Here is a 24,914-nt window from a genome sequence, read left to right on the forward strand (position 1 = left end):
CATGCCTTGCTACCACAGCGTTGCCGGGGTTCTCCATGGAAATCCACGCCTTGTTTGAGCCGCTGTATACAATTTCGGGCGACCAGCCAAAATGTTGTAAAACTGACATTTGACTCAACTAGTGTCCGAAATTGTACATTTTAGTGAACTCTTCCGCTCATCAACACCATCGCCATGAAGGTCTTGTGACGGGGCGTGTTCGCATCGTGACATTGGAGCAAGATAATGAGACTACGTGGACACGACCTCCGCGGGGTGCGGGCTTTTGCGCGCCTCACGCAACCGCTTCGCCTGGCGACGGCGATCCTTCTCTGTGGAACGAGCCTGACGCTTTCGGCAGCCGAAGCGCGCGCCGCCGACGACAGCATGAAGATCCTGACGCTGAACACCTGGCTGGACCGCTTCAAGGCCAATCCGAGTGTCATGTCGGACTTCTTCATCAAGGGCAATTACGACATCCTGACCTTCCAGGAGTTTCGTGCCAACAGCACCTATGCGCGCGACATTCCGGGCATACTGAAGAATGCCGGGCTTGGAACCTACGGCACGCGTCAGGACAGCGATACCGGCGTCTTCTCGCGCCTGCCCGGCACCTTCGGCGCCAGCACGCTTGGCGACATCGTGACCTATACGGTCGTCGATCCGACCGTCAGCAAGCCGCAGGTGGCCGTCGGCACCACCCACCTCAATTATTACGACCCGCCGACCACCCGCATCAACGAGGCCAAGGGCATCAATCAATGGGCCAAGTCTGAGACACGGCCGATCATCCTGACCGGTGACTTCAACGCCGGCGACGTGTCAGAGCGCGGCCTGCATTCGGTGAGCCAGCAGGAACTGCTCCTCAAAACCTACGTCAAGAACCCGACCAACAGCTTCTACATGAGCCTGCTGCGCGACTACGCGAAGGACCAGCAGAAGCTGGATGCCTATATCGCTGAGTGGAAGGGCAAGGGCGCCACTGCGATCAACGCCTCGACGGTCCCAACAGGCCTCTTTGCCGACGAGATGTATCCGGTTGCGGGCAACCTGCCGCAGACGATGAACATCCTGAAGAAGCAGTTCCAGCTGCTGCAGCTTCCGAACGAGCGCGAACAGTTCTCGCCGCATGCGCTCAACGACGGCAGCGTCACCTGGCCCTCGCATGGCGAAGACGCCACCAACACCTGGGCGAGCTGGCACCGGGTGAAGATCGACCATTTCCTGGCATCGCGCCCCTTCGGCAAGTGGTGGACGCTCAACGACGATCCGAAGGATCCCTATTCCGGTGTGATCACCGATGTCAGCTACGTGACCAATCCCGATGGATCGAAGACACCGCTTTCGGACCACGAGCCAGTAGCGCACACGGTGCGCTGGGTCGGCCCGGTGCTGCAGAACTACACCGATCCCGCAACGTCGGCGGCCAAGACCCGGATTGTTTGGGGCGATGATGCGTCGACCTTTGCCGAGAAGGGCGGGGTGTTTACGCTTAGCCGCAACAATATGCGCAACGACGTCTATCTCGGCCAGATCGCCGACGGGAACGGTTTGCCTGTTCTCGCCGGATTGACCGACCAGGAGAAGAAGACGCTGCTCGACTGCAAGAGCACCGATCCGCGCTTCCAGCAGGCGATCCGTGATTACTGCATCGACGATCACTCCTTCATCGGCGAGACATTGGTAACAGACGGTGGCACGGTCGTCGTCGAAGAGGATGCAGCCCTCGGCGGTGCTGAGGCCAAGCTCAGGCTCGACGGTGGCGCTCTCCGGATTGCCGGGCGCGACATGCACCAGATCAACCGCGATATCGTGCTCGAAGGCGCGGGCGGTGCGCTCGACGTGGCGGATGCAGCAAACGTCGTCGCCGTCAACAGGGCGATCAGCGGCAGTGCCGGCCTGACGAAGCTCGGCGCCGGCGCGCTCGTGCTCAACGGTCAGAACACCTATACCGGCGCGACGACCGTCAAATCTGGCCTGCTCTCGGTTCAGGGCTCGATCGCCTCGTCCTCGGGGCTGTCAGTCGAAAAGGACGGCGCGATCGGCGGCATCGGTACCTTCGGCAGCGTCACCGTCGCCGATGGCGGCGTGATTGCGCCCGGCAATTCGATCGGCACTCTCAACGTTGCCGGCGATATCACCTTCGCGGCGGGCTCGACCTATGAAGTCGAAGCCAATGCCAAGGGCGAGAGCGACAAGATCGTCGCCACCGGCAAGGCGCAGCTCAATGGCGGCTCGGTTCTGGCGCTCGCTGCCAATGGCAGCTACGCGCCGCAGACCCGCTATACGATCCTGACGGCGGCGGGCGGCGTGACCGGTACCTTTGCCGACGTCGCATCCAGCCTCGTCTTCCTCGACCCGACGCTTGGCTATGACGCCAACAATGTCACGCTGACGCTGAGCCGCAACGATATCCGCTTTGCCGATGTCGCGACGACAGCCAACCAGCAGGCGGCGGCGATCGGCGCGGAAAGCCTCGGCTTCTCCAATGCCGCCTACACCGCGCTTACCAACCTCGATCGCGATCAGGCGCGTTTTGCCTTCGACCAGCTCTCGGGCGAAATCTACGCCTCGACCAAGGGCATGTTGCTGCAGGATGGCTTGCTCTTGAACAGTGCCGCCACGAACCGCATTCGCGCTGCCTTTGGCGATGACAGCGGCAAGGCAACGCCAGTGCTCGCCTATGGCGAGGGCGGCATCGAAAGCGTTGCGGCCGACACGGAGCGCTTCGCCTTCTGGAGCCAGGCCTTCGGCACCTGGGGCGATACGGACGGCGATGGCAATGCGGCGGGCTTCCACCGTAACACTGGCGGCTTCCTCGCCGGTGCCGACGGTCTCGTCGGCGACGCCTGGCGCGTCGGTCTCATCGGCGGCTACAGCCGCTCGTCCTTTGATATCGTCGACCGCCAGTCCTTCGGCGACAGCGACAACTACCACATCGGCGCCTATGCCGGTGCCGGGTTCGGTGCGCTGTCGCTGACGGCGGGCGCGACCTATAGTTGGCACCGCATCGAAACGGCGCGTAGCGTGTCGTTCGCCGGTTTCGACGACAACCTGTCGGCCGCCTATGATGCGCGCACCGCGCAGATCTTCGGCGAGGCGAGCTATGCCACGAGCGCGGGCCGCTTTGACTTCGAGGGTTTCGCCAACCTCGCCTATCTCAACCTCGACACGGATGGCTTCCGTGAAAAGGGCGGCGCTTCGGCACTGTCCGGCGCTTCGGACAACACCGACACGACGTTCACGACGATCGGCGTACGCACGTCAACCGACGTTTCCTTCGGCGAGACGGCGGCAGTTCTGAGCGGCACCGTCGGCTGGCGCCATGCCTTCGGCGATGTCGTGCCGACCTCCACGCTTGCCTTTGGCGGCGGCCAGGGCTTCACGGTCGGTGGCGCGCCGATCGCCCGTGATGCCGCGCTCGTCGAAGCGGGCATCGACTTCAACATTGCGCCGGCCGCGACCTTCGGCGTCAACTACACCGGCCAGATTGCCTCGGGAGTCTCCGATCACGGCGTCAACGCCAAGCTCAAGGTGAGCTTCTAAGGCTCACGCCGAGCAGCGGAGCATTGCAAGGGCTGACCTTGCTCGAGCATTGGAACGCCGCGCGGCAACGCGCGGCGTCTCGACGTTCGCGATCTGCGTCCGCGACTGTTGCAAACAGGCCGCAACCGCGACGTTTGGCACGATGGCAAGATTTCTGCACTTGGCGGTTGCGTGCGATTCGCCTATAGGTCGTCATCCGGCAACCAATCAGGGAGGTTTCAAAAGATGCCAGCTTTTTCTTTCTCCCTACGGGGCGGCGTACAGTTCTGAGCTGGACGCAGAAGGGCGCTTTCGCCTTTCCGTCTTTTCCAGGTCGGAGTTCGTCTCGCTGACCTTGGCCCTTCCTCCCCGGAGGACGCTGCCAAACCAATGATGCCGCATCGGAAGCTGGGTTCCTTTTTTCGGCATATTCCGTTTTGAATCAGTTTTGAGGCCGATGCACGGGCATCGGGCAATCGTTATGGCTTTTACTCGTTTTGCCTTGCGCGGCGGTGCATTCCGCAGCGTTCTTGGTTTCACTTGGACCCACTGGAAGGCGCAGCCGCTGCGGATCAGCGTCATCCTCGGCATGGTCCTTTTGTCGACGCTCGCCGATGTGCTGACGCCGCTCTATTCGGGTCGGCTCGTCGATGCGGTCGTCTCCGGTGCTGCGACCGATCAGCTTGCCTGGAATGCGGCGATCGCGGCATTCTGGATGCTGATGGCGCTCTCGCTCGGCGCGATCCTGCTCCGGCACTTCACGTTCCTGGGCGTCACGGATCTGACGCTCAAGATGATGGCCGACATCGCGTCGGCCGCCTTCTACCGCATCCAGCGCTTCTCGACCGACTGGCACGCCAACAGCTTTGCCGGTTCGACGGTGCGCAAGGTGACGCGCGGCATGTGGGCGCTCGATCTGTTGAACGACACCTTGCTTGTGGCCCTGTTCCCGTCCGTCGTGATGCTGGTCGGTTCGACCGTGCTGATGTCGTTCTACTGGCCGATGATGGGCGTCATCATCGGTGTCGGTTCGATCGTCTTCATCGTCGTGACGATCCTCCTGTCGCTCGGCTATGTGGCGCCGATGGCGAGCCTTGCCAACCGGTGGGACACCAAGCTTGGCGGGGCGCTCGCGGATGCAGTCAGCTGCAACATCGTTGTCAAGGGTTTCGGTGCCGAAGGCCGCGAGGATGCGCGCCTTGCCAAGGTTCTTGCCAAGTGGCGGGACCGCACACGCCGAACCTGGATACGCGGCACGACCAACGGCACGGCACAGGGAGCCATGCTGCTCATCCTGCGCGCCGCGGTGATCGGCTTTGCGCTCCTGTTGTGGTCGCGTGGGCAGGCGACGGCCGGTGACATCACCTTCGTGCTCACCTCGTTCTTCATCTTGCAGGGGTACCTGCGTGAAGTCGGGCAGCACATCCGCAACCTGCAGCGCTCGATCAACGACATGGAGGAGCTCGTCGATATTCATGGCCAGTCGCTCGGCATCGAGGACAAGGTCGACGCCAAGGCGATCCGGATCACCGATGGCCGCATCGAGTTTAGGGATGTCACGTTCCACTACGGTGCGCACCGCAAGCCGCTTTACGACCGGTTCTCGGTGACGATCCGGGAGGGCGAGCGTGTCGGTCTCGTCGGGCATTCGGGCTCGGGCAAGACGACCTTCGTCAAGCTGATCCAGCGTCTGCACGACCTGAAATCCGGGCAGATCCGGATCGATGGCCAGGATATCGCCTCGGTGGCGCAGACGTCGCTGCGTCAGCAGATCGCGATCGTCCAGCAGGAGCCGATCCTGTTCCATCGCTCTCTGGCGGAGAATATCGCCTATGCGCGACCGGACGCCACGCAGAGCGAGATCGAGAAGGCGGCGAAGCTTGCGAGCGCGCACGACTTCATCACGTCGCTGCCGAAAGGCTACGGCACGCTGGTGGGCGAGCGCGGCGTCAAGCTCTCGGGCGGCGAGCGGCAGCGCATCGCCATCGCCCGTGCGTTCCTGGCGGATGCACCGATCCTGATCCTGGACGAGGCGACCTCGAGCCTTGACTCGGAATCGGAGGTGCTGATCCAGCAGGCGATGGAGCGGCTGATGCTCGGGCGCACGACGCTGGTGATCGCACACCGGCTGTCGACGGTCAGGGCGCTCGACCGGCTGCTGGTGTTCGATCATGGCCGGATCGCCGAAGAGGGCACGCATGACGCGCTGATCCGCCTCGACGGCGGCATCTACCGCGGTCTCTTCGAGCGCCAGGCGCTGGAACTGACCAAGGGGCTGGTGCTGAACGACCAGTAGGGCTCTCGGGAGCCTGCCAGAACAACCAACCGCCGCGCCTGACGAAGGCGCGGCGAATTCTACCTTTCCTCGCCAAGCCAGCGATCGATGCCGCGCGCGGCGGCACGGCCAGTGGCAAGGCAGGCGGTCAGCAAATAGCCCCCGGTCGGCGCTTCCCAGTCGATCATCTCTCCCGCAACGAAGGTGCCGGGCAGTGCCCTCAGCATGTAGCTGTCGTCGATCGAATCCCACTGAACTCCGCCTGCCGAAGAGATAGCTTCGGCGATCGGCCGCGGGTGCAATAGCGGTATCGGCAGGGCCTTGATCAAGGCCGCGAGATCAGGTGGACCCATCCGGGCGGCTTCGGGCGCCAGTTCGCGCAACAGGGAGGCTTTCACGCCTTCGAGCCCGGCTCCCTTGCGCAGGCGATTTGAGAAGCTGGTCTTGCTGTCGAAGCGGCCAAGCTCCTTTTCCAGTCTCGCAACGCTTCTTCCCGGCGTGAGATCGACCACCAGGTTGGCTTCTTCGCCGCGCGCCAGCCGATCTCTGAGGGCGGCCGCATGGGCGTAGACAAGGCTGCCTTCGATGCCGTTCCTCGAAACGACGAATTCACCAGGAACGGTCCCGGCCGCGGACGTAGCGGTGACACCCTTGAGCGCCGCACCCGAGAAGCGATCGCGGAAAGTTTCGCTCCAGTTGACGTCGAAGCCGCTATTGGCAGGTTGGAAACTGGTGACGGCCACGCCGCGCGCGTCCAACCAGGGAACCCAGGCGGCATCAGATCCGAGGCGGGGATAGCTGGCGCCGCCGAGTGCGAGCAAGGTCGCGTCGGCACTCACAAGCGTCTTGCCATCAGGTGTGTCGAAGGCGAGCTCGTTGCCGTTAAAGCCTGTCCAACGATGTCGGGTCAGGATCCGGACGCCACGACCTTCCAGCGATTTGAGCCAGGCGCGCAGCAAGGGCGAGGCCTTCATCACCTGCGGAAAGACGCGGCCTGACGAGCCGACGAAAGTTTCGGTTCCGAGATCTGCCGCCCACTGCCTGATATCGTCGGGCGTGAAGGCATCAAGCGCCGCGCGCAGTCGCGGCGAGGCGTTGCCGAAGCGCTCGGCAAAGGCGGCATAGGGTTCGGAATGGGTAATGTTCAGTCCCGACTTGCCGGCGAGCAGGAACTTGCGCGCGACCGTTGGCATGGCGTCGTAGACGGTGATCGCGTGGCCGCGCTCCGCCAACACCTCCGCCGCCATCAGCCCGCTTGGCCCGCCGCCTATAATGGCGATGTTCTTTTGTCCCATGCGCTTGCCCGGTCACAGATTCCATGTCGCCGCACTCTTGGCCCGGCGGCGCGAGGCGCGCAACCCCGCGCGACGTGCGCTCAGCGGCGATTGGAACCGTTGAGCTTGCGCTCGAGCCAGAGGCTGTAGCGCGAACCGGTGAAGCAGATGATGAAATAGACCAGCGCCGCAAAGATATAGGCCTCGCTGTAGAAACCGAGCCAGGTGGGGTCGGTCGCCGAAGTCTTGGCGGCGTTCAGCAGATCGTAGATGCCGATGACGGCGAGCAGCGAGGTGTTGAGCACGATGCCGATCGACAGGTTGACGATCGCCGGGATGACGGCGGTGAGCGCCTGCGGCAGCACGACCAGCCGCAGCATCTGGATCCGGCTGAGGCCAAGGGACAAGGCCGCCTCCTTCTGGCCCGCCGGAATGACCTGCAGGCCGGCGCGGATGACTTCGGCGAGATAGGCGGAGAAAAACAGGGTGACGCCGATCTGGGCGCGCAGCAGCTTGTCGATCGCAGCACCGCTTGGCAGCGCCATCGGCACGATCAGCATGGCGACGTAGAGAACTGCGATCATCGGCACGCCGCGCAGGACTTCGATGAAAGCGATGGCGAGCGAGCGCAGGATACCCATGTCGGACTGACGCGCCAGCGCCAGCAGCAGTGCGATCGGGAAGGCGAAGGCGAGGCCGGCGATCGAGACGGTGAGCGTGATCGGCAGTCCGCCCCAATGGTTGGTCGACACTGGTTCCATGCCAGCCGTGCCGGCCATCAGCAGCCAGATGCCGACAAGGGCCAGCAGCCAGATCGGCACCAGGCGGAAACTCCAGAAGCGGGGAAGGGCGGAGATCGTCAGCAGCGCTGCAACGAGGGCAAGCACCAGCCCCGGACGCCACTGCAGCGGAGGTGGGAAGAAGGCGAAGAGCATGAACCGCAGTTTCGCGCCGACGAAGGCCCAGCAGGCCCCGGCCGTCTCTGTTGCGCAATCGGCTGACGTCCCGGACCAGACGGCATCGACGACGGCCCAGCGGAAAAAGGGAAGCGCGAGCCAGAGGATCGCCGTGAGCGTGGCAAGCGTGACGAGGCCATTGGCCCAGCCGCTGAAGAGGCCTTCCCGCCAACGGTGCCAGTCCGGTGCGACGGGAGACGCAAGTTCGATCTGGCTCATCGCTTTCCTTCCGCGCGCAGAACCACGCGCCGGTTGTAGAGGTTCATGGCGGCCGAAACCGCAAGGCTGATCGTGAGATAGACGGCGCCGATGATGATGATCGCTTCCAGCGCCTGCCCGGTCGTGTTGGCCGTCGTGTTGGCGACGCTGACGAGATCGGGATAGCCGATCGCCACCGCCAGGCTCGAATTTTTGGTGAGATCGAGAAAGCTGGAAATCATCAGTGGCGTGATGACGCGAAGCGCCTGCGGCAGCACGACAAGGCGCAGGATCTGCCCGGGCTTCAAGCCCAGTGCGCGGGCTGCCTCCCATTGGCCTGATTTCACCGACTGGATGCCGCTGCGCACGATCTCCGAGATCGAGGCCGAGGCATTGACGACGAGGCCGATCAGCAGTGCCGCGAATTCCGGCGTCAGCGACAGGCCGCCGCGAATGTTGAAGCCGCCCTTGGCGGGAATTTCGACGGAGGCCGCGAAACCCAGGGAGCTAAGGGTGAGGTAGCAGAGGGCAAGCGCCACGAGCACGGCACCGGCAGACTTCGGGAGATAGAAGGCTGAGCCTGCAAACAGACGACGGCACAGGACGAGCGCGGCGAGGACAGCCAGCACCACCACCGAAAGCCAGACCACCGCCGGCAGTCCTTCGACCGAGAGCGAGGGAAGATAGACGCCGCGGTTGCTGAGATAGACGCTGCCGAGGAACGTATAGGCGCCGCGCGGTGGCGGCAGCGCGTGGATAATGGCGCTCCAGAGAAAGAGCTGCAGCAACAGGGGCGTGTTGCGCAAGAGCTCGACATAGGTGTGAACGAAAGTGGCGAGCAGCAGATTGCCCGAGAGCCGCGCGATCCCGAGCGCAACGCCGAGCACGGTTGCAAGCAGGCAGCCGATGACCGCGACCTTGATCGTGTTGGCAATGCCGGCGCCAAGCGCGCGGGCATAGCTGTCGCCGGCGGAATAGGGCAGCAGGCTTTCGCCGATCTCGAAGTTCGCCTGGTGAGAGAGAAAGGCGAAACCGGGCGTCAGCCCCATGCGGTGCATGCTGTCGGCGGTGTTCTGGCCTAGAAAGACGAAAAGGAAGAGCACGCCGACGAAAAGCAGGCCTTGCTGCAGTGGCAGAGGCCCGACCCAACTACGCAATCGAGAGACAGGTCCGGGCCCCGAAGGGCCCGATTGTATAAAGCGTGTCACGGGGAAATCCATGAAAGGCTCAACGGAACGGCGGCGAATAGAGAAGGCCGCCCGCGGTCCAGGGCTGGTTGTAGCCGCGCTCGAAGTTGAGGGCCGTGCCCTTGCCGACGTTGCGCTCGAAGATCTCGCCGTAGTTGCCGACGGCCTTGACGATGTTATAGGCGAACTTCGGATCAAGCCCAATCGCTTCCCCAAGCGAGGGATCGACGCCGAGGAAGCGCTTGACCGCCGGATCCTCGCTCTTGAGGAATGTGTCGACATTGTCCTTGGTGATGCCGAACTCCTCGGCCTGGATCGTCGCATAGACCGTCCAGTTGACGATTTCGAGCCACTGGTCGTCACCGGCGCGGATAGCCGGCGCCAGCGGTTCCTTCGACAGGCGTTCCGGCAGCAGCACGTAGTCATCAGGCTTCGAAAGTTGGGTGCGCTTGGCGGCAAGGTCGGTCGCGTCTTGGGTGAGCGCGTCGACGCGGCCGGAGTCGAGCGCCTTCAGGAACTCGCCGGTCTCTTCGATCGTGACCGGCGTGAAGGCCTTGCCGGTCTTGCGGAAGAAGTCGGCGATGTTGAGCTCGCCGGTCGTGCCGCTCTGGACGCCGATCGTCGCGCCGTCGAGCTCCTCGCCCTTGCTGACGCCGAGGTCCTTGCGCACCAAGAGCCCCTGGCCGTCGTAGAAGACGACCGGACCGAAATGGAAGCCAAGCTTGAAGGCGCGGCTGACGGTCTGGGTCACGCCCGAAAGCAGAATGTCGAACTCGCCCGACTGCAGCGCCGGCAGGCGCTGCTGCGGCGAGGAGTTGGTGAACTCGACCTTTTCGGCATCGTTGAAGACGGTGATGGCGATGGCGCGGCCGAAATCGACGAAGAAGCCCTGCCAGCGGCCGCTGCTATCGGGCGAGAAGAAGCCCGGCGTGGTGCCGACGCCGACCTTGATCACCCCGCGCGCCTTGATCTTGTCGAGCGTTTCGCCGGCAAGCGCTGACGTGGCGATGAGGCCAGCCGCCAGCGCCGCCGTTGCGGCAAAGGCTTTTGTGAAAAGTTTTCGGTGAGTGAAATGTCGCTGCATGAAGGCCCCCAAGCCATAAAGGAATGTCACTGCGCATCCACGGCGGAAGCGCCCGATGCGTGTCGAAATTATTAAATCTATAGAAATTATATAATAGGTATTTTTGTGCGAAATTGACGCGCGGCCCGAAACAGATTTCGCCGCCTCGTTTTCGCCGGGAACGTTTTTGACAAGCGGTTGGTCGGTTCGAAGCAAGGCGGCTCACGCAATGGCTGGATTGCCTTGGCCCTGAGCGATAGCGGCAAGCTGCGCACCGGAACTCCGGTTGCATCCGAAGGCCGCGCCTCTTGTTGACATCGGCGGAAGTTCCTAGGTTCCGCCTGTCGGATGGGTTATCTCCTTGGCGATGCAGCTCTTTGCGGGAAATTGGCGGGAACGGTTAGGATGGGGTGCGCCCGTGTCGGTGGCCCTGCATCTCGTCGTCGCCTTCTTTCTTTTGTTCGACCTGCCGCTGGAACTGCCGAAGCCGCCGAAGGAGCAGACGGTCAATGTCGAGCTCGTTCCCCCTCCCGAGGTAAAGGAGGAGAAAAAAGCCGAAGCGAAGAAGGCTGAAGAGAAAAAGGTGGAGCAGAAGAAGGGCGAGGAGAAGAAGGCCGAGCAACCGAAGCCGCAAGCCAAACCCAAGCCGCAGCCGAAACCACAGCCGCAGCCCAAACCGGCGCAGCGGCTACAGCAGCCTTTTGCCTCGGCCATGGCCAAGACCAAGCAGGAAAACAAGGAAACCGAGCTGCCACCGGCTGCTGCGACGGGCGCCAAGAAACCCGAGCAGTCCGAGCAGGCAAAGGCTGGGGGCGAAACGGCGAAACCGGCGGATCAACCGACAAAGACGCCACCCAAGCTGGACGAGGCACCGGTCAAGGAGCAAAAGCCGCTACCGACGCTGGCAGTGCCCGCGAAGTCGCCTGAGAACGCCACAGAACAATCCGGCAAAGATCCCCTCGCTAAGGTGGCAGAGGCCAAGCCTGCGCCGAAGGACGCCAAGCTGTCTGAGGCAAAGCAACCGGACGAAAAGACGAAGGCGAAACCGACCGAGGCTGCGGCAAAGGTCGACATCAACCCGACACCGAGCAAGCTGACCGAGGCAAAAGTACTGTACTCGGAGAAGGCGATCGCCGACCCGCGGTTCAAGCAGGCGCTTCTTAAGCTGCCACTCAAGGTGCGCATCCGCCAGCTTTGCACCGGCGAGGCTTTCGAACAGATCCGCCACCAACGTCCGCATAATCAGCCGGAGGGACTGGTGCCGTTCGGCCCCAAGGGCGGCTTCATCTTTGAGAACCGGATGGAAGCCAGCGGCGGCGCCTACCACAACAAGTCGGACTGGTATGATGTCGACTTCAAGTGCCTCCTCAACGAGGATGCAACGGAGGTGGTCTCCTTCAGTATCGCCATTGGCAACGACATCGTGCCCAAGTCGACCTGGAAAGTACGTCGCCTGAGTCAGCCGCCGGGCTGATCTTTGACGCCTGGTACGAAAGGTCGATCGCGTGCAGCCGACGTGCTTGCCGTCGGTTCGGATCTATCATCCGCGGCGGCGCCGTGCCGCCGTCTCAGCCGACACCCAACGAACGCGTGCCTTGCATGGTTTCGCCTGCCGAGTCCTTGGAGACCCGGCAGGCGCCAATGCGAGTTGCCACTCCCGCACTGATCTTGGTCAGCTACTCCGCCGCTTGCAGCGCCCGCTCGCGATAGACGGAGACCAGCGACGTGCCGAGCATCGCCGCGACTGCGGCGAAGAGGAAGACGCCGGCCGGTCCCTGGAGCTCGACGAGCAGGCCGCCGAGGATTGCGCCGGTGGAGATGGCGATCTGGAAGGTCGTGAGCGTTGCTGCTCCCGCACCTTCGGCCTCGTCGCCGGCGGCGCGGCTTAAGAACGACTGGACGCTGACCGGCAGTGCGCCGAAGGCGAAGCCCCAGGCGGCGGTAGCAAGAATGGCGACGGCGGGCAGTGCGCCGGCAAGCGCCAGCGTCAGGGTGGTGACGGCGACGCCGGCTGCGGCCGACATCATCGACAGCCGCGTGCTGCGTTCGGCGAGGAAGCCGCCGGCAATGTTGCCGAAGAAGCCGCCAATGCCGAAGGCGAGCAGGATTGCGGTGATCGCTTCGACGCCGAACTGCGGCACCTGTTCAAGGAACGGGCGAACATAGGTGAAGCCGGCGAAGTGGCCGGTGACGACCAGCAGGATGGTTGCGAGGCCGAGCCGGATCGCCGGGCGCTTCAGAACATTGAGGATGGTGTCGAGGCCGGTCGTCCCGATCGGCGGCAGGCGGGGAACGGTGAGCGCCTGAACGATGAAGGTGACGATGCCGACGGCGGCGGCGAGCAGGAAGGCGTAGCGCCAGCCGAGCGTCGCGCCGATCCAGGCGCCGACCGGGGCGGCGCAGACCGTCGCGATCGACACGCCGGACATGATGATCGCCATCGCCCGCGGCATCAGCCGGCCGGGAACGAGCCGCATGGCAAGTGCAAGCGACAGCGCCCAGAAGCCGCCGAGCCCAATGCCGAGCAGGAAGCGCGCGACAAGCAGCATCGGAAGACTTGAGGCAAAACCAGCGATCAGGCTCGAAATCACCAGAAGGGCGGTCAGGGTCAGAAGGACGTTTCGCCGGTCGAAACGGCCGGTGTAAACGACGATGGCCGGACCGGCGATGGCCGCGACGACGGCCGTGGTCGTTACCGATTGTCCGGCCGCGCCGACGGTAACCCCGAGATCGGCGGACATCGGTGTCAGAAGACTTGCCGGCAGAAATTCCGCCGTGACCAGGCCAAAAACCCCAAGCGACAGGGACACGACGGCCGCCCATAGCGGCTTCTTTTGCTCATCCGCCTCGCCCGCGGGCCTTGCGACGATGCCATCCATGATTTTCATCTCCATTGTGGTTGGGATGAAAATATGCATGGCCAACTGGAGTTTCTATGCTAGAAAATCCAAAACACTATGCCGTTTGTCCAAAGCTGGAGTGGTCCATGACTGATGCGCTCACTGACATCCTGCGCGGCCTGAGGCTCGACGGCGTGGAATATGGGCGTTGCCAGCCCTGTGCGCCATGGGCAACCTCCTATCCCGCGCAGGAACCTGCGCGTTTTCATTTTCTCGCATCCGGTTCCGCCCATCTGCAAACGCCCGACGGCGCCTGGATGGAGCTTGCGCCGGGCGATGCCGTGCTGTTGCCGCGCGGCGACGCCCATGTGCTTGCAAGCAAGCCCGGCCTTCCGGCGATCTCGATCCGTGATCTGCCGAAGCGGCAGCTTTGCGACGGCATCGTCGACGTGCAATGCCCCAATTCGGACAGCCAGAACCTTTTGTTTTTCGCCGTGATGCAGTTCAACGTCGATCGGCTTCATCCTCTGCTGCAACTCATGCCTTCGGTCATGCGCACCAGCGATCTCGCCTCGAGCGAGCCGTCGATCCCGTCTCTGCTCGATACCATGACGCGTGAGGCGGCGATGCAACGCGTCGGTTCCGGCGGCATCCTGGCGCGGCTTGCCGACGTGTTGACCGCAACGATCATCCGCGCCTGGGTGGAGCACGGCTGCGGCACGGCGACCGGTTGGCTTGCCGCCGTGCGCCATCCGGAAGTCGGCCGGGTTCTCGCCGCCATCCATCTCGATCCGACGAAGGACTGGTCGGTTCCGGAACTCGCCAAGCTCATGGGCGCATCGCGCTCGGGGTTCGCCCAGCGCTTTGCCGATACGGTCGGCGAGACGCCGGCCCGCTACGTCGCCCGCATGCGCATGCACCAGGCGCATCAGTGGCTGCGTGAAGGAAAGCGCGTTGCCCATGTCGCCAACCGCCTCGGCTACGATTCCGAGGCGTCGTTCAGCCGCGCCTTCCGCAAGATCATGGGCGCGCCACCGAGCCATTCCCGGAGCCTCACCCCGGCGATGGAGCAGGCCGCTTCGTGAACTGCACCGCGCCGACGTCTCAGAACTTGACGGCGCAATCGGCCCTTGCGCCATGATCCCGGACCGCCGATGTATCTGCCGGCGTTGCAGGCTTCTCATGAAACTATTCCATTTTTGAGATGCCGTTTTGCCACCGATGAAGGTAGGGTGCCCCGCGACGAAATGTCTGTTTCGCGATCGGGTCGACGGGCAAGGAAATGACGGAAAAATGGTAGATATCAATTGCTTGCGACTTCGGAACCTTGGCTTCCGCCCGGGCGTCTATGAAACCGGCCCGTTGAATGCCATTACCGATGTCGAGGGCGTCGCGGTCGGTCATGCCACCGTGGTCGAGGGGGACCGCATCCGCACCGGCGCGACCGCCATCCTGCCGCATGGCGGCAACCTGTTTCAGGACAAGGTGCCCGCAGCGCTTGCGGTGCTCAACGGCTTCGGCAAGTTCGCAGGATCCACCCAGGTCGAGGAGCTCGGTGAGCTGGAAACGCCCGTCGTTCTCACCAATACGCTGGCGACCGGCCGGGCCATCGAGGCAATCAACCGCTGGACCCTGGCGCAACCCGGCAACGAGAAGGTCGTGTCGCTGAACGCGGTCGTCGGCGAGACCAACGATTCCCGCCTCAACGACATCCGTGCCGGTCGCCCGACGATCGACGAGATTGGATCAGCCCTCGCCGCCGCGAAGACTGGTGCCGTGGAGGAGGGTGCGGTCGGCGCCGGAACCGGCACGGTGGCCTTCGGCCTCAAGGGCGGCATCGGCACCAGTTCGCGCCGCGTCAAGGCGGCCGGGGAATTCTTCACGCTCGGCGTACTCGTTCAATCCAACTATGGCGGGCGGCTCACCGTCTGCGGTCGTGCCTATGATGCGCCGGCGGCACACGATCGGGATGGATCGATCGTCATCGTAATCGCGACCGACGCGCCGCTGTCCGCACGCAATCTCAAGCGTCTCGCAGAGCGTGCCTTTGCCGGCCTTGCCCGCACTGGTGCAGCACTCAGCAACGGCTCCGGTGACTACGCGTTTGCCTTCTCGACGGCGCCATCCGTCCGCCGAACGAAGGCGCGGCGGGCAGCGATTGCGGGTTACCCGGACCTCCCGAACGACCTGATGTCGCCGCTCTTCGAGGCGGCCATCGAGGCAACCGAGGAGGCAATCCTCAATTCGCTGACCATGGCGCGAACGACGCTCGGATTCAACGCCGCGAACGGCAAGCCAAGCACGGTCGAAGCGATCTCGCTCGAAAGGCTTCGCGACCTGAGCGAGCAGTGATCATTGCGCCATGGATCGCGAGCGGTGTGGCGATCCACGGCTGCACGCCAAACCTAATATTTATGGAGCCCACATGTCCCAACTGCCCATTCGCACAGTCTATCTCAACGGCGCGTTTCTGCCGGAGAACGAGGCGCGCCTCTCTATCTTCGATCGCGGCTTCCTCTTCGGCGATGGCATCTATGAGGTGACCGCTGTTCTTGACGGCAAGCTGATCGACAGCGCGCCGCATATGACCCGGTTGGAACGTTCGGCGCGTGAAATCGACGTGCCGCTGCCGGTGTCGACCGAGGAGATCGTGACGATTGAAAAGCGACTGGTGCGAGACAACGACCTCGTCGAAGGCATCGTCTATCTCCAGCTCACCCGCGGCGCCGAAGACCGGAACTTCCTGTTCTCGGAGGATATCAAGCCGACGCTTCTGCTCTTCACCCAAGAAAAGACGCTGGTGGGCGTCACTGCGGCGGAGAAGGGCCTTTCGGTCAAGACCGTGCCCGATCAGCGCTGGGCACGCCGCGACATCAAGAGCGTATGCCTGCTGCCGCAGGTGATCGCCAAGCGCATCGCCAAGACCGAAGGCTGCGACGAGGCCTGGATGATCGAAGACGGCTTTGTCACCGAAGGCGCTTCCTCCACCGCCTATATCATCACCGAGGACAACCGCATCATCACGCGCGGCAACAGCCATGCGACGCTGCCGGGCTGCACGCGGCTTGCCGCACTGGCGCTGGCGCGCGAGCAGGGGCTGACGCTCGAGGAACGACCCTTCACGCTCGACGAGGCGTTGAACGCGCGCGAAGCCTGCCTGACCAGCGCCTCGAATTTCGTCGCACCGATCACCCGGATCGACGGCAAGCCTGTTGGCTCCGGCGCACCGGGCCCGATCGTCAAGCGTCTGCGCGAACTCTATCTGGAGCACGCGCGGCGGACGGCGATCTAGGCAGGGACGGAGAGGTCGGCAGTGGATCAGGCTCAACTGCAAATATGTCAGCGCTACGGTGTCGGGTTCACACCGCCCAGCATGTTCTGCAAGGTAGGTATTTCTGCCAGTGCGCTTCGAGGAGAACAGCCGCTTAACGGTTTGAGGCATCCACCCGAGAGTGGAACAAGCGGCTGGTTTGTCTGGGGAGGTCAGGAACTTTCTGCGGATCCTGACTTCTTCATGCCGCTACACGTCCACCATCTGCGGGAGCGTTGCGCGGCGTTGCTGCCGTATCTTGCCCTGCCTCCAGGCTGGCGTTTTCTGATTGCGCCTGGCTATGAGGACGTATGGTACGACAGCACGCTTCTGATGCCCTCGATCTAAGCAGTTACGTCAAGGCTCTGCCAGACGCGACCGACGACCGGGCGGCGGTTCTCCTTGGCGCGGTAGAGCCGAATTTCGACGCTGACGTCCCAGCGAGGCTCGGCGGCTCTGACCAGGGAACCACCAGCCAATTCGTCGGTCATCAGGCTCTCCGGCACCCAGGCGATGCCCCAACCGGCTTCGGCCATGGCTTTCAATCCCACGGACATGCTGCCTTCGTGCACCCTTTGCGCCGGCGGCAGGTTGGGGCTTATCAGCTCGTCGAGGAGTTGGCCGAAGAAGGACGACTTCTCGTAGCTCAGATGCGGGAAGGGTTTCGCCTCGTCTTCGAGCAGATGCACGGGCGCACCTGTTTTGCTCGCGGCCGAGACGGGAAGGATGCGCTCGTGTCCGAGCACACGATGCTCGAAGGCCTCTGGGTCGAGCAGGTGCGGAACCTCGGTGTGGGCGTAGGTGAGCAGGAAGTCGCATTCGCCGTCGACGAGCGAGTTGAGGTTCTCCTCCATGCTGCCGGAGTCCGGGCGAAGCCTGGAGAAGAGCGGGCCGATCTTGGCGTTGACGCGGCTCATCCACTGCGGAAAGAAGGTGAAGGAAAGCGTGTGCAGCGCCGTCAGCTTGATGGTGCGGGCGTCGGAGCCCTCTTCCTGCTGGAGATTGCGCCTCGCCTGATAGAGCTGTTTCAGCGTTTCCTGCGCCACCGGCACGAATTTCACGCCGGCTTCGGTGAGGCGCGAAGGGTAGGTTGCCCGGTCGACGAGCGTCGCGCCCAGCCAGGCTTCCAATTGCCGGATGCGGCGGCTGAAAGCGGATTGGGTCACGTGACGCTCGTCCGCCGCCTTGGAGAAGTTCAGCGTGCTGGCGAGTGCCAGAAAGTCTTCAAGCCATTTGATTTCCACGACATGCACTCCGGAAGTCCAGTCCGCTCAGCCAGTCGCCGGGCGACAGGCTTCTTTGCGGCAGCGCTCGCGTGTCATCAAGAAAAATCAGGCGCGGCGACGATATTCGATCATGCGGGCGCGGCTCGACACCAGCTCGAGGCGGTCGGGCCCGAGGAGATGCAGGCAGATGCGCTTGACCCACGGGCCGTCGTTCAGGGTGAACAGGAAGCGGCCATTGCCGAGTGTAGTCAGCGCCATGGCCTGACGCACAGGGCCGATGCCCATAAGGACCGTGCCGTTCTCGATGGTGAATTCCGCGCCCTCGTCCGAGCGCCAGACTCCGGAAAGCGATGCCGGCACCGGCTCATGCGTCGCCGCCAGGACGAAGCGTCTTGCCGCATGGCCGACTTCGCCGACAAGGGCGGAACCATTCCGGCGAAGCCGCAGGGGTGATGAGGCAGAGCGCGACGAGACCCAGCTTTCGCCGTCGTCATAGAGCGTCTCGTCGGCATCGAGATAGGTGCAGGTGCTGCCCTTGATCTCGATCCACCAGGGACCGGTCTCCGTCACATAGAGACCGTCGCCGAGATCGGCCATGGGAGCCGGTAGTGTGAGCCCGGTGAGCGCCGCCATGCTTTCGAGCGCGATCTTGCTCCCGTTGGTATCTTCGCGGTTGGAAACGACGACGAAGCCGGCGCGCGTTTCGGGATCGAGCAGGAAATAGGTCTTGTAGCCGGGGTGTGAGCCGCCGTGGCCGACGAATTCACGCGGGCCGAGCCAGGACTTGCGCAGGCCCAGGCCGTAACCCGTCGGTCGCCCGTCGGCAAGAAACCGGGTCGCCTGCAATTTGTGCAGAAGACCGGCGCAGCGACCTTCGTCGCCGAGCAGGGCCTGTAGCCAGGTGGCGAGCGCCCGAGCGCTGCCGGTCAGGCTGCCCGAGGCGGAAATATGCAGGCCGGCCGCGGAAAGCTGCCAGCTTTCGCCCGAGTGCCAATAGCCGGGAACGAGGTCCTTCACCGGATCGTTCCAGACGTCCGGCGCCTTCAGCGCGATGCCGAGCGGGCCTGCGATTTCCCGTTGGATGAAATCGTCGAAGCGGAATCCCTTGTGCTCCAACGCCGCTTCGACGAGGCGATAACCGGTGTTCGAATAGGAGACCTCGGTGCCTGCCGCGAAGTTCAGCCGCTCCAGGCGCGAAATGTAATCGAGCAGCGCTCCGGCCTTGGTTTCCGTGTAGACGGAAAGGCCGAGCAACGACAGGCATTCGCGGGTATCCGGCAAGCCGCCGCTCATGTCGAGCGCCTGTCCAACCGTTACTTCGGCAAGCGGCGAGCGCAATTCCGGAAGGTGTTGGCCGAGCGGATCGTCGAGGCCAATCAGATCGTTATGAGCGAGCACCATCGCCGAAAAGACGTGCTTGGTGAGGGACGCATAACGCACGACGCTGTCGACCGTGAACGGCGCAAACGTGGCGAGGCTCTCGATGCCGCCCGCATGCGAGAAGCAAATTCCGGATCCGTCGAAACCGATGACGGCGCCGCCCGGCTCGTCCACCGCCCATTGTGCGGTCAGGCGTCTCGCTGTTTCTTCGGCGGCTTGCCAATTCAGCGATGCCGGCTTCGTCATGTCCATTCTCCGTCCTGTTCGCGCGGTGTTGCCGCGCGCGTTTTCTGACTAAGCACGATAGCCGCATGCGCTGCCAATTCCATTTCCGGCAGGGCCTATGCACGGTTTGCATTTGCCCGGCATGGCTGCAGTGGGCTAGGGCGGCAGGGAAAAAGGGTGCGGTTCGCGCACCCAATGTCTATGGTCCGTCCGCGACTATCCATGAGTCGCGCACAGGACATCAGGTTGAGAAGGCGATCCAGAATTGGCGATCCAGGCGAAAATCCCGGTCTTTGACGGACATAACGACGTGCTGTCGCGGCTTTGGCGTTCGCCGGGCGGCGCGCCGGAACGCCGCTTTCTCGACGGCGCCGATACCGGACACATCGATCTCGACAAGGCGGAGACGGGCGGCCTTGCTGGCGGCCTCTGTGCCGTCTACGTCGCTTCGCCGGGCCTGGCCAAGGACGGCAGCGGCGACTTTGCGACACCCGAACAGCAAACCGCTCTCGAAGCGACTCTCGGCATGGCGAGCCTGTTGCTGCGGATCGAGCGCCAGTCCGAGGGGCGGCTGAAGATTTGCCGCAGTGCTGCCGATATCCGCGATGCCATGGCCAAGGGTGCCTTTGCCTCGGTGCTGCACATCGAGGGCATCGAGGCTGTCGGCGCCGATCTCGACGCGCTCTACGTGCTCCATGCCGCCGGCCTGCGCACGCTCGGGCCCGTCTGGAGCCGGCCGAACATCTTTGCCTATGGCGTCCCCTTCCGTTTTCCCTCTTCTCCGGATATCGGCCCGGGCCTCAGCGAGGCCGGCAAGGATCTGGTGCGCGCCAGCAACGTGCTGAAGATCATGCTCGATCTCTCGCATATGAACGAGCAGGGCTTCTGGGACATCGCCGCGCTGTCGCAGGCGCCGCTGGTGGCATCCCATTCCAACGTTCATGCGCTCTGCCCGCACAGCCGCAACCTGACGGACCGTCAGCTCGACGCGATCAAGGATACCGGCGGGCTCGCTGGCATCAATTTCGGCGTCCTCTTCCTGCGCGCCGACGGCGTCAAGAACCCCGATACGCCGTTGACGCTGCTCGCCGATCACATCGACTACATGGTCGAGCGTATCGGCATCGAGCACGTCGCGCTCGGCTCGGACTTTGACGGCACGACGATCCCGGCGGCCATGCGCAGCGCGGCCGATCTGCCGCTGCTCGTCGATCTCCTGCGCACACGCGGCTATGACGACGCCGCACTTGCGAAGATCTGCCACGGCAATTGGATCCGGGTACTGGAGACGACCTGGGGCGCGTGAGCTCCACCGGAGCCGGTTCGCGCCTTTCGCCGTTTCAACGCGGCAACGGAACGCTAGATTCTTGATGTGATCGGCAGGGCTTCGAGCAGCACACCGATCGCCGCATCGACGACGGCTGTGCGGCGATCCCTGGCGAAAAGCCCGTATTGGACGGCAAGCGGCTTCGGAACGCCTGACGAAGCGGGGAGCGCCCGCATTGTGCCCGCGCGCACGGCTTCTGGCGGAAGCAATCCAATGCCGAGCCCGTTCTCGATTGCGGCTTGCAGCGCCGTGATGCTCTGGCTCGTAAAGGTGATCCGGTGTTCCCGGCCCTGGTCCGCCAGCGTCTCGATCATGCGCCGGCGCCAGAGGCACGGTGCTGCGAAGGCGACGAGATCGACCGGCCGTGTCTCGTCGAACGCATAGTCCGTGGCGCAGACCCATTGCAGTTCTACGTTCCAGGTGGTGAGGGCGTCGGCCGTGACCACAGACGTCGGCACGACCATGATGTCGAGTTCACCTTCGGGCCAGGTCCTTCCGAGCGCCACGCACTGCTCCACCACCACGTCGAGCCGGATCTCCGAATAGCCGCGCCGCAGCCGCCCGAGAGCCTCGGGCAGCGCCGTCGTCGCCACTTCCTCGGCAAGCCCGACCCGCACGCCACCGCTGAGATCGGCCTGTCGCAGTCGCGCGGCGGCTTCGTCGCCGAGCGCCAGCATGCGGGTCGCATACCCCAGGAACAGTTCGCCCTCGGGCGTAGGCACGACGCCGCGACCAGTGCGGTTGAAGAGTTGGCGGCCGAGCAGATCTTCGAGCCGGCGCATCTGCATGCTGAGCGCCGATTGGGTGCGGCCGGTCTGGGTGGCGACGCGGTTCAAGCTGCCTTGTCGACAGACCGCCACAAAGGCGCGCAGCAGGTCAATGCCGATCTGATCAGATATCATGATTTTTGAACTCTGTTGTCATCGATATCAGTCTACACGGGGAACTGCCGTGTGGCTATCTATCAGGTGTGACCAGCGAGGAAGCCTCGAAACGGCACGGCAGTATCAGGCAAATCGGCATCGACCGTCGGCTAACCTGCCACGGCCAGCCAACCCAACCAGAGGACAAACCCATGAAAGCTATCCGCGTGCATCAGCACGGCGGCCCCGATGTGCTCGCCTATGAAGATGTCGAACTCGGCGAGCCTGGCCCCGGCGAGGTCCGGGTGCGCAACCGCGCGATCGGCGTCAACTTCGTCGACGTCTACCTGCGCCGCGGCTCCTACCCGCCGCCGCAACTGCCGTTCATCCCCGGAAAGGAAGGGGCGGGCGAGGTGATCTCGGTCGGGCCTGATGTCGAAGGCTTCCAGCCCGGCGATCGGGTCGCCTATGCCGAGGCGCTCGGCGCCTACGCGCAAGAGCACAATGTGCCGGCCCATTTCCTCGTGCATCTGCCTGACGATATCGACTTCGAGACGGGTGCGGCGATGATGCTCAAAGGCCTGACGGCGCAATATCTCCTGCGCCGCACCTTCCGTGTCGAAGCTGGCCACACCGTCCTCGTCCATGCCGCCGCCGGCGGCGTCGGTCTCATCCTGACACAATGGGCGAGGCACCTCGGCGCAACGGTCATCGGCACCGTCGGCTCGCCTGAAAAGGGTGATCTCGCGCGATCCAATGGCGCAGACCACGTGATCGACTACAGCAACGAGAACTTTGCCGCTCGGGTGCGCGAGATCACCAAAGGCGAGGGCGTCGATGTCGTCTATGACGGCATCGGCAAGGCGACATTCGAAGGTTCGCTCGACAGCCTGCGCCCCTTCGGTCACTTCGTCAGTTTCGGCGCCGCCTCCGGCCCGATCCCGCCGTTCGACATCACGACGCTGGCGACAAAAGGCTCGCTTTACGCCACGTGGCCGCTGCTGCCGGCGCACCTCGCGCGACGCGAGGACGTGCTTGCGATGAGCAAGGATCTCTTCGACGTCGTCGCGAGCGGTGCGGTCAAGATCCCCGTCCACGCGCGTCTGCCGCTTTCGGAGGCGGCCGAGGCGCATCACCGGCTCGAGGGACGCCGGACGACGGGTGCCATGGTGCTGTTGCCTTAGCGTTCGGAGGCTCAAGCTATCGGGGGCTCAGACGCTCCTAAAGGTCACGTCTTGCTGGTGGCAGTCAGCCGGTCGTCGGCCCGCGTCACCGCAAGGCTGTCGGCAGGGCTTCCCGACGGATCTCCGTCGCCGAACACATCCATGGTGCAGGTGTGCAGAATGGTGGTGGGCTCACTGGTGTGGTTCCACATCGTGTGTGTGCGCAGCGAAGGGAAATGGGCGGAATCGCCGGCTTCCAGCACCATGCGTTCGCCGTCCACTTCGAGCGTCAAAGCCCCCTGGAGAATGAAGAAGATCTCTTCGCCCTCGTGCGACATCGGTTCGCTGCGATGGCCCGGCGGTTCGTGGATGATGGTGCTTCTGAGGACATTGCCGGGGAAGGACGCGGAGAGCCGTTCGTAGGAGACCGCGTTGCCGCGTTCTCCGCCGAGCCCATAGATCGGCCGGTGTTCGCGGCGGGTGAACGGCGTCGCCACCTTCGGTGGGTTGAGGAAGCTGCCGGCCTCGACCTTCAGGGTCCGGCAGACGGCGATCAGCGAGGTCAGTGACGGGACGGTGATGCCACGCTCGATCTGCGAAATGAAACCAACGGAAAAGCCTGCCTCGTCGGCGACCTCCTGAAGGGTCATCTTCAGCGTCTTGCGCCGTTGGCGCAGGCGATCGCCGAGCGACGGCGCCTCCGCCTCGCCGGTAGATGCGCCGCTGGCATGTTCCGTCGTCACTGTCTGTCCCCTTCTCGTCTCTCCTCAAGCTAGGGCGCGGCCCAATTTCCTGTCAATCGTTTTTAGGTATCCTAAAAATCTCCGGAGGCAGCGGGAGGCCGGGAACGGCAAACTCCTCGCAAATGGTTGCCGAGCGCGCAAGGAGGATTGCGCTGCGCGCCTCAAGGGCTACTGCGCGGTTGCTCCACCGTCGCCGCCACGATCCGGCGCACGACCGGAAGAACCACGAGCAGACTTGGGAACGCGACCAGCCAGGAGAAAGCCCAGGCCTTGAGCCATAGCGCCAAGAGACCCGGCTGCAGGCCGCTGCCGCTGGCCGTCGAGACAAAGGAGACGATGGCGGACATCAGCACGGAAAGCACCAGCGGCATGACGATCGCCTGGTATCGATGTGGAAGCTTCTTTGGCATAGGGGTGAACTCCAGGATTTCGAAAAAGAAGGGGAACGGCTGTCGGCCGGAACGGCGCCGGACAGCCCTTGTTGCTAGGCTTGCGCCAACTCACGGATGAAGGCCTCGAGGCTGCGGGGGGCACGCTGAAGGGCGGCGCGAAGCGTCAGGCTGTTTCCGCCGAGGCCCACCTCGGCATAGTGGGCATGGACCTTGGCCAGCAATTCCAACTGGTGGTCGGTGTAGGTCGCGGCGATCGGCTTTGCCCATTCGTGAAAGCCGATGTCTCCGGCAATGATCGGCCGCCCGAGCGCCCCGCTCATCATCTGGGCGATTTCCTCGCGGTTATGCCGCCCGTCGGCGCAGAGTTCGAGCGTCGCATAGGCGAGGCGGCATTCGGTGAGTGCGATCGCCGCAACTTCGGCGACGTCGCGGTAATCGACACGGGCGATACGCGCCGTCGTCGGGAACGGCTCGGCGAAGGTGCCGGTTGCAAGCACACTAGGCCAGGGCGGGCGGAGGTTCTGCATGAAATTCGCCGGATGCAGAATTGTGAACTCGAGGGGAGAGGAATAGAGCGCGTCCTCCACCGGGATCTTGGCCGCATGGTTCTTCAGCCGGACATGGGTCGGCTGGATGACCGAGGAGAAGACGAACTTTTGCACTCCGGCACGCACGGCTGCCTCGACCATGGATACACCCATTGCCGCTTCATCCGGGGCAAAGGCGGGCCCGATATGGAAGACGCCGGCAGCGCCTTCGAGTGCCCGGTCGAGGCTTCCGCGCTCACGCAGATCGCCGATCGCGATTTCGGATGCGCCCAGCGATTTCGCCAGCGCGCCATGCGTCTCATCACGGATCAGGGCGCGAACCTTGGCGCCGCGCCGCGCCAGTTCCGGAACAACGAGACCGGCGAACCGGCCGGTGGCGCCGACAACGAGGATCGTATTGGATCGCTGGTTCATTGAGCTGCCTTTCGTGCCGCCGAGAA

Annotated in this window: 20 protein-coding genes; 9 read left to right on the forward strand and 11 right to left on the reverse strand. The window is 63.8% G+C overall.

What is annotated here, in order from left to right; translation table 11 throughout:
* Positions 1-225 precede the first annotated feature (225 nt).
* The gene (locus V7S54_RS15705; RefSeq protein WP_336408467.1) at positions 226-3,525 is read left to right on the forward strand and encodes an autotransporter domain-containing protein; all 3,300 of its coding nucleotides are present in this window, start codon (positions 226-228) and stop codon (positions 3,523-3,525) included.
* A gap of 460 nt (positions 3,526-3,985) precedes the next feature.
* Positions 3,986-5,800 (forward strand): ABC transporter ATP-binding protein, encoded by a 1,815-nt coding sequence (locus V7S54_RS15710; RefSeq protein WP_065376628.1) that lies wholly within the window; start codon positions 3,986-3,988, stop codon positions 5,798-5,800.
* Positions 5,801-5,859: 59 nt separating this feature from the next.
* Here the strand turns inward: V7S54_RS15710 and V7S54_RS15715 are convergent, their stop codons facing one another.
* From V7S54_RS15715 to V7S54_RS15730, 4 genes are all read right to left on the reverse strand, one after another.
* Complete coding sequence (locus tag V7S54_RS15715) at positions 5,860-7,074, reverse strand: TIGR03862 family flavoprotein (protein WP_065376629.1); 1,215 nt, start codon at positions 7,072-7,074, stop codon at positions 5,860-5,862.
* Between the two features lie 80 nt (positions 7,075-7,154).
* The gene (locus V7S54_RS15720) at positions 7,155-8,228 is read right to left on the reverse strand and encodes an amino acid ABC transporter permease (protein WP_065376630.1); all 1,074 of its coding nucleotides are present in this window, start codon (positions 8,226-8,228) and stop codon (positions 7,155-7,157) included.
* Positions 8,225-9,364, reverse strand: coding sequence for an amino acid ABC transporter permease (locus V7S54_RS15725; RefSeq protein WP_234793183.1), 1,140 nt, complete (start codon positions 9,362-9,364; stop codon positions 8,225-8,227). The genes V7S54_RS15720 and V7S54_RS15725 overlap by 4 nt, the downstream gene beginning before the upstream one ends.
* 70 nt (positions 9,365-9,434) lie before the next feature.
* Positions 9,435-10,478 carry an amino acid ABC transporter substrate-binding protein gene (locus V7S54_RS15730; protein WP_065376632.1) on the reverse strand — a complete coding sequence of 348 codons (1,044 nt, stop codon included), beginning with the start codon at positions 10,476-10,478 and terminating at the stop codon, positions 9,435-9,437.
* A gap of 346 nt (positions 10,479-10,824) precedes the next feature.
* Here V7S54_RS15730 and V7S54_RS15735 point away from each other — a divergent pair, with 346 nt between their 5' ends.
* Positions 10,825-11,931, forward strand: a complete 1,107-nt coding sequence (locus V7S54_RS15735) for a DUF930 domain-containing protein (RefSeq protein ID WP_065376684.1) — start codon at positions 10,825-10,827, stop codon at positions 11,929-11,931.
* A 202-nt stretch (positions 11,932-12,133) separates the two neighbouring features.
* On the opposite strand, the gene V7S54_RS15740 is transcribed toward V7S54_RS15735, so the two are convergent.
* Positions 12,134-13,336 carry an MFS transporter gene (locus V7S54_RS15740; protein ID WP_141679544.1) on the reverse strand — a complete coding sequence of 401 codons (1,203 nt, stop codon included), beginning with the start codon at positions 13,334-13,336 and terminating at the stop codon, positions 12,134-12,136.
* 107 nt (positions 13,337-13,443) lie between these two features.
* Here V7S54_RS15740 and V7S54_RS15745 point away from each other — a divergent pair, with 107 nt between their 5' ends.
* The 4 genes from V7S54_RS15745 (at position 13,444) to V7S54_RS33270 (ending at position 16,955) form a co-directional block, all read left to right on the forward strand.
* Positions 13,444-14,382, forward strand: a complete 939-nt coding sequence (locus V7S54_RS15745; RefSeq protein ID WP_065376634.1) for an AraC family transcriptional regulator — start codon at positions 13,444-13,446, stop codon at positions 14,380-14,382.
* A 208-nt stretch (positions 14,383-14,590) separates the two neighbouring features.
* Positions 14,591-15,649, forward strand: a complete 1,059-nt coding sequence (locus V7S54_RS15750) for a DmpA family aminopeptidase (protein WP_336408466.1) — start codon at positions 14,591-14,593, stop codon at positions 15,647-15,649.
* A 73-nt stretch (positions 15,650-15,722) separates the two neighbouring features.
* A complete protein-coding gene (locus V7S54_RS15755; RefSeq protein ID WP_065376636.1) occupies positions 15,723-16,589 on the forward strand; it encodes a D-amino-acid transaminase in 867 nt (288 codons plus the stop codon).
* Positions 16,590-16,610: 21 nt separating this feature from the next.
* Positions 16,611-16,955, forward strand: coding sequence for an immunity protein Imm33 domain-containing protein (locus tag V7S54_RS33270; protein ID WP_083203809.1), 345 nt, complete (start codon positions 16,611-16,613; stop codon positions 16,953-16,955).
* Here V7S54_RS33270 and V7S54_RS15760 read toward each other — a convergent pair.
* Positions 16,952-17,851, reverse strand: coding sequence for a LysR family transcriptional regulator (locus V7S54_RS15760; protein ID WP_065376637.1), 900 nt, complete (start codon positions 17,849-17,851; stop codon positions 16,952-16,954). The two genes, V7S54_RS33270 and V7S54_RS15760, sit on opposite strands and share 4 nt — an antisense overlap.
* Before the next feature lie 87 nt (positions 17,852-17,938).
* Positions 17,939-19,459: a serine hydrolase domain-containing protein gene (locus V7S54_RS15765; protein WP_336408465.1), complete on the reverse strand. Its 1,521-nt coding sequence runs from the start codon at positions 19,457-19,459 to the stop codon at positions 17,939-17,941.
* 244 nt (positions 19,460-19,703) lie between these two features.
* Between V7S54_RS15765 and V7S54_RS15770 the strand changes: the two genes are divergently transcribed.
* Positions 19,704-20,744 carry a dipeptidase gene (locus V7S54_RS15770; RefSeq protein ID WP_065376639.1) on the forward strand — a complete coding sequence of 347 codons (1,041 nt, stop codon included), beginning with the start codon at positions 19,704-19,706 and terminating at the stop codon, positions 20,742-20,744.
* 53 nt (positions 20,745-20,797) lie between these two features.
* Here the strand turns inward: V7S54_RS15770 and V7S54_RS15775 are convergent, their stop codons facing one another.
* A complete protein-coding gene (locus V7S54_RS15775; protein ID WP_065376640.1) occupies positions 20,798-21,667 on the reverse strand; it encodes a LysR family transcriptional regulator in 870 nt (289 codons plus the stop codon).
* A 173-nt stretch (positions 21,668-21,840) separates the two neighbouring features.
* Here V7S54_RS15775 and V7S54_RS15780 point away from each other — a divergent pair, with 173 nt between their 5' ends.
* On the forward strand, positions 21,841-22,812 hold the full coding sequence (locus tag V7S54_RS15780; RefSeq protein ID WP_336408464.1) for a quinone oxidoreductase family protein: 972 nt from the start codon (positions 21,841-21,843) through the stop codon (positions 22,810-22,812).
* 44 nt (positions 22,813-22,856) lie between these two features.
* Here the strand turns inward: V7S54_RS15780 and V7S54_RS15785 are convergent, their stop codons facing one another.
* From V7S54_RS15785 to V7S54_RS15795, 3 genes are all read right to left on the reverse strand, one after another.
* Positions 22,857-23,534 carry a helix-turn-helix domain-containing protein gene (locus V7S54_RS15785; RefSeq protein WP_065376642.1) on the reverse strand — a complete coding sequence of 226 codons (678 nt, stop codon included), beginning with the start codon at positions 23,532-23,534 and terminating at the stop codon, positions 22,857-22,859.
* Between the two features lie 161 nt (positions 23,535-23,695).
* Positions 23,696-23,944, reverse strand: coding sequence for a DUF2798 domain-containing protein (locus tag V7S54_RS15790; RefSeq protein WP_065376643.1), 249 nt, complete (start codon positions 23,942-23,944; stop codon positions 23,696-23,698).
* A 74-nt stretch (positions 23,945-24,018) separates the two neighbouring features.
* Complete coding sequence (locus V7S54_RS15795; RefSeq protein WP_065376644.1) at positions 24,019-24,888, reverse strand: NmrA family NAD(P)-binding protein; 870 nt, start codon at positions 24,886-24,888, stop codon at positions 24,019-24,021.
* Between the last annotated feature and the right edge of the window lie 26 nt (positions 24,889-24,914).

Origin of the sequence: Ensifer sp. CCNWLY38, from assembly GCF_037120565.1 — a bacterium.
Taxonomy (GTDB): domain Bacteria; phylum Pseudomonadota; class Alphaproteobacteria; order Rhizobiales; family Rhizobiaceae; genus Ensifer; species Ensifer adhaerens_H.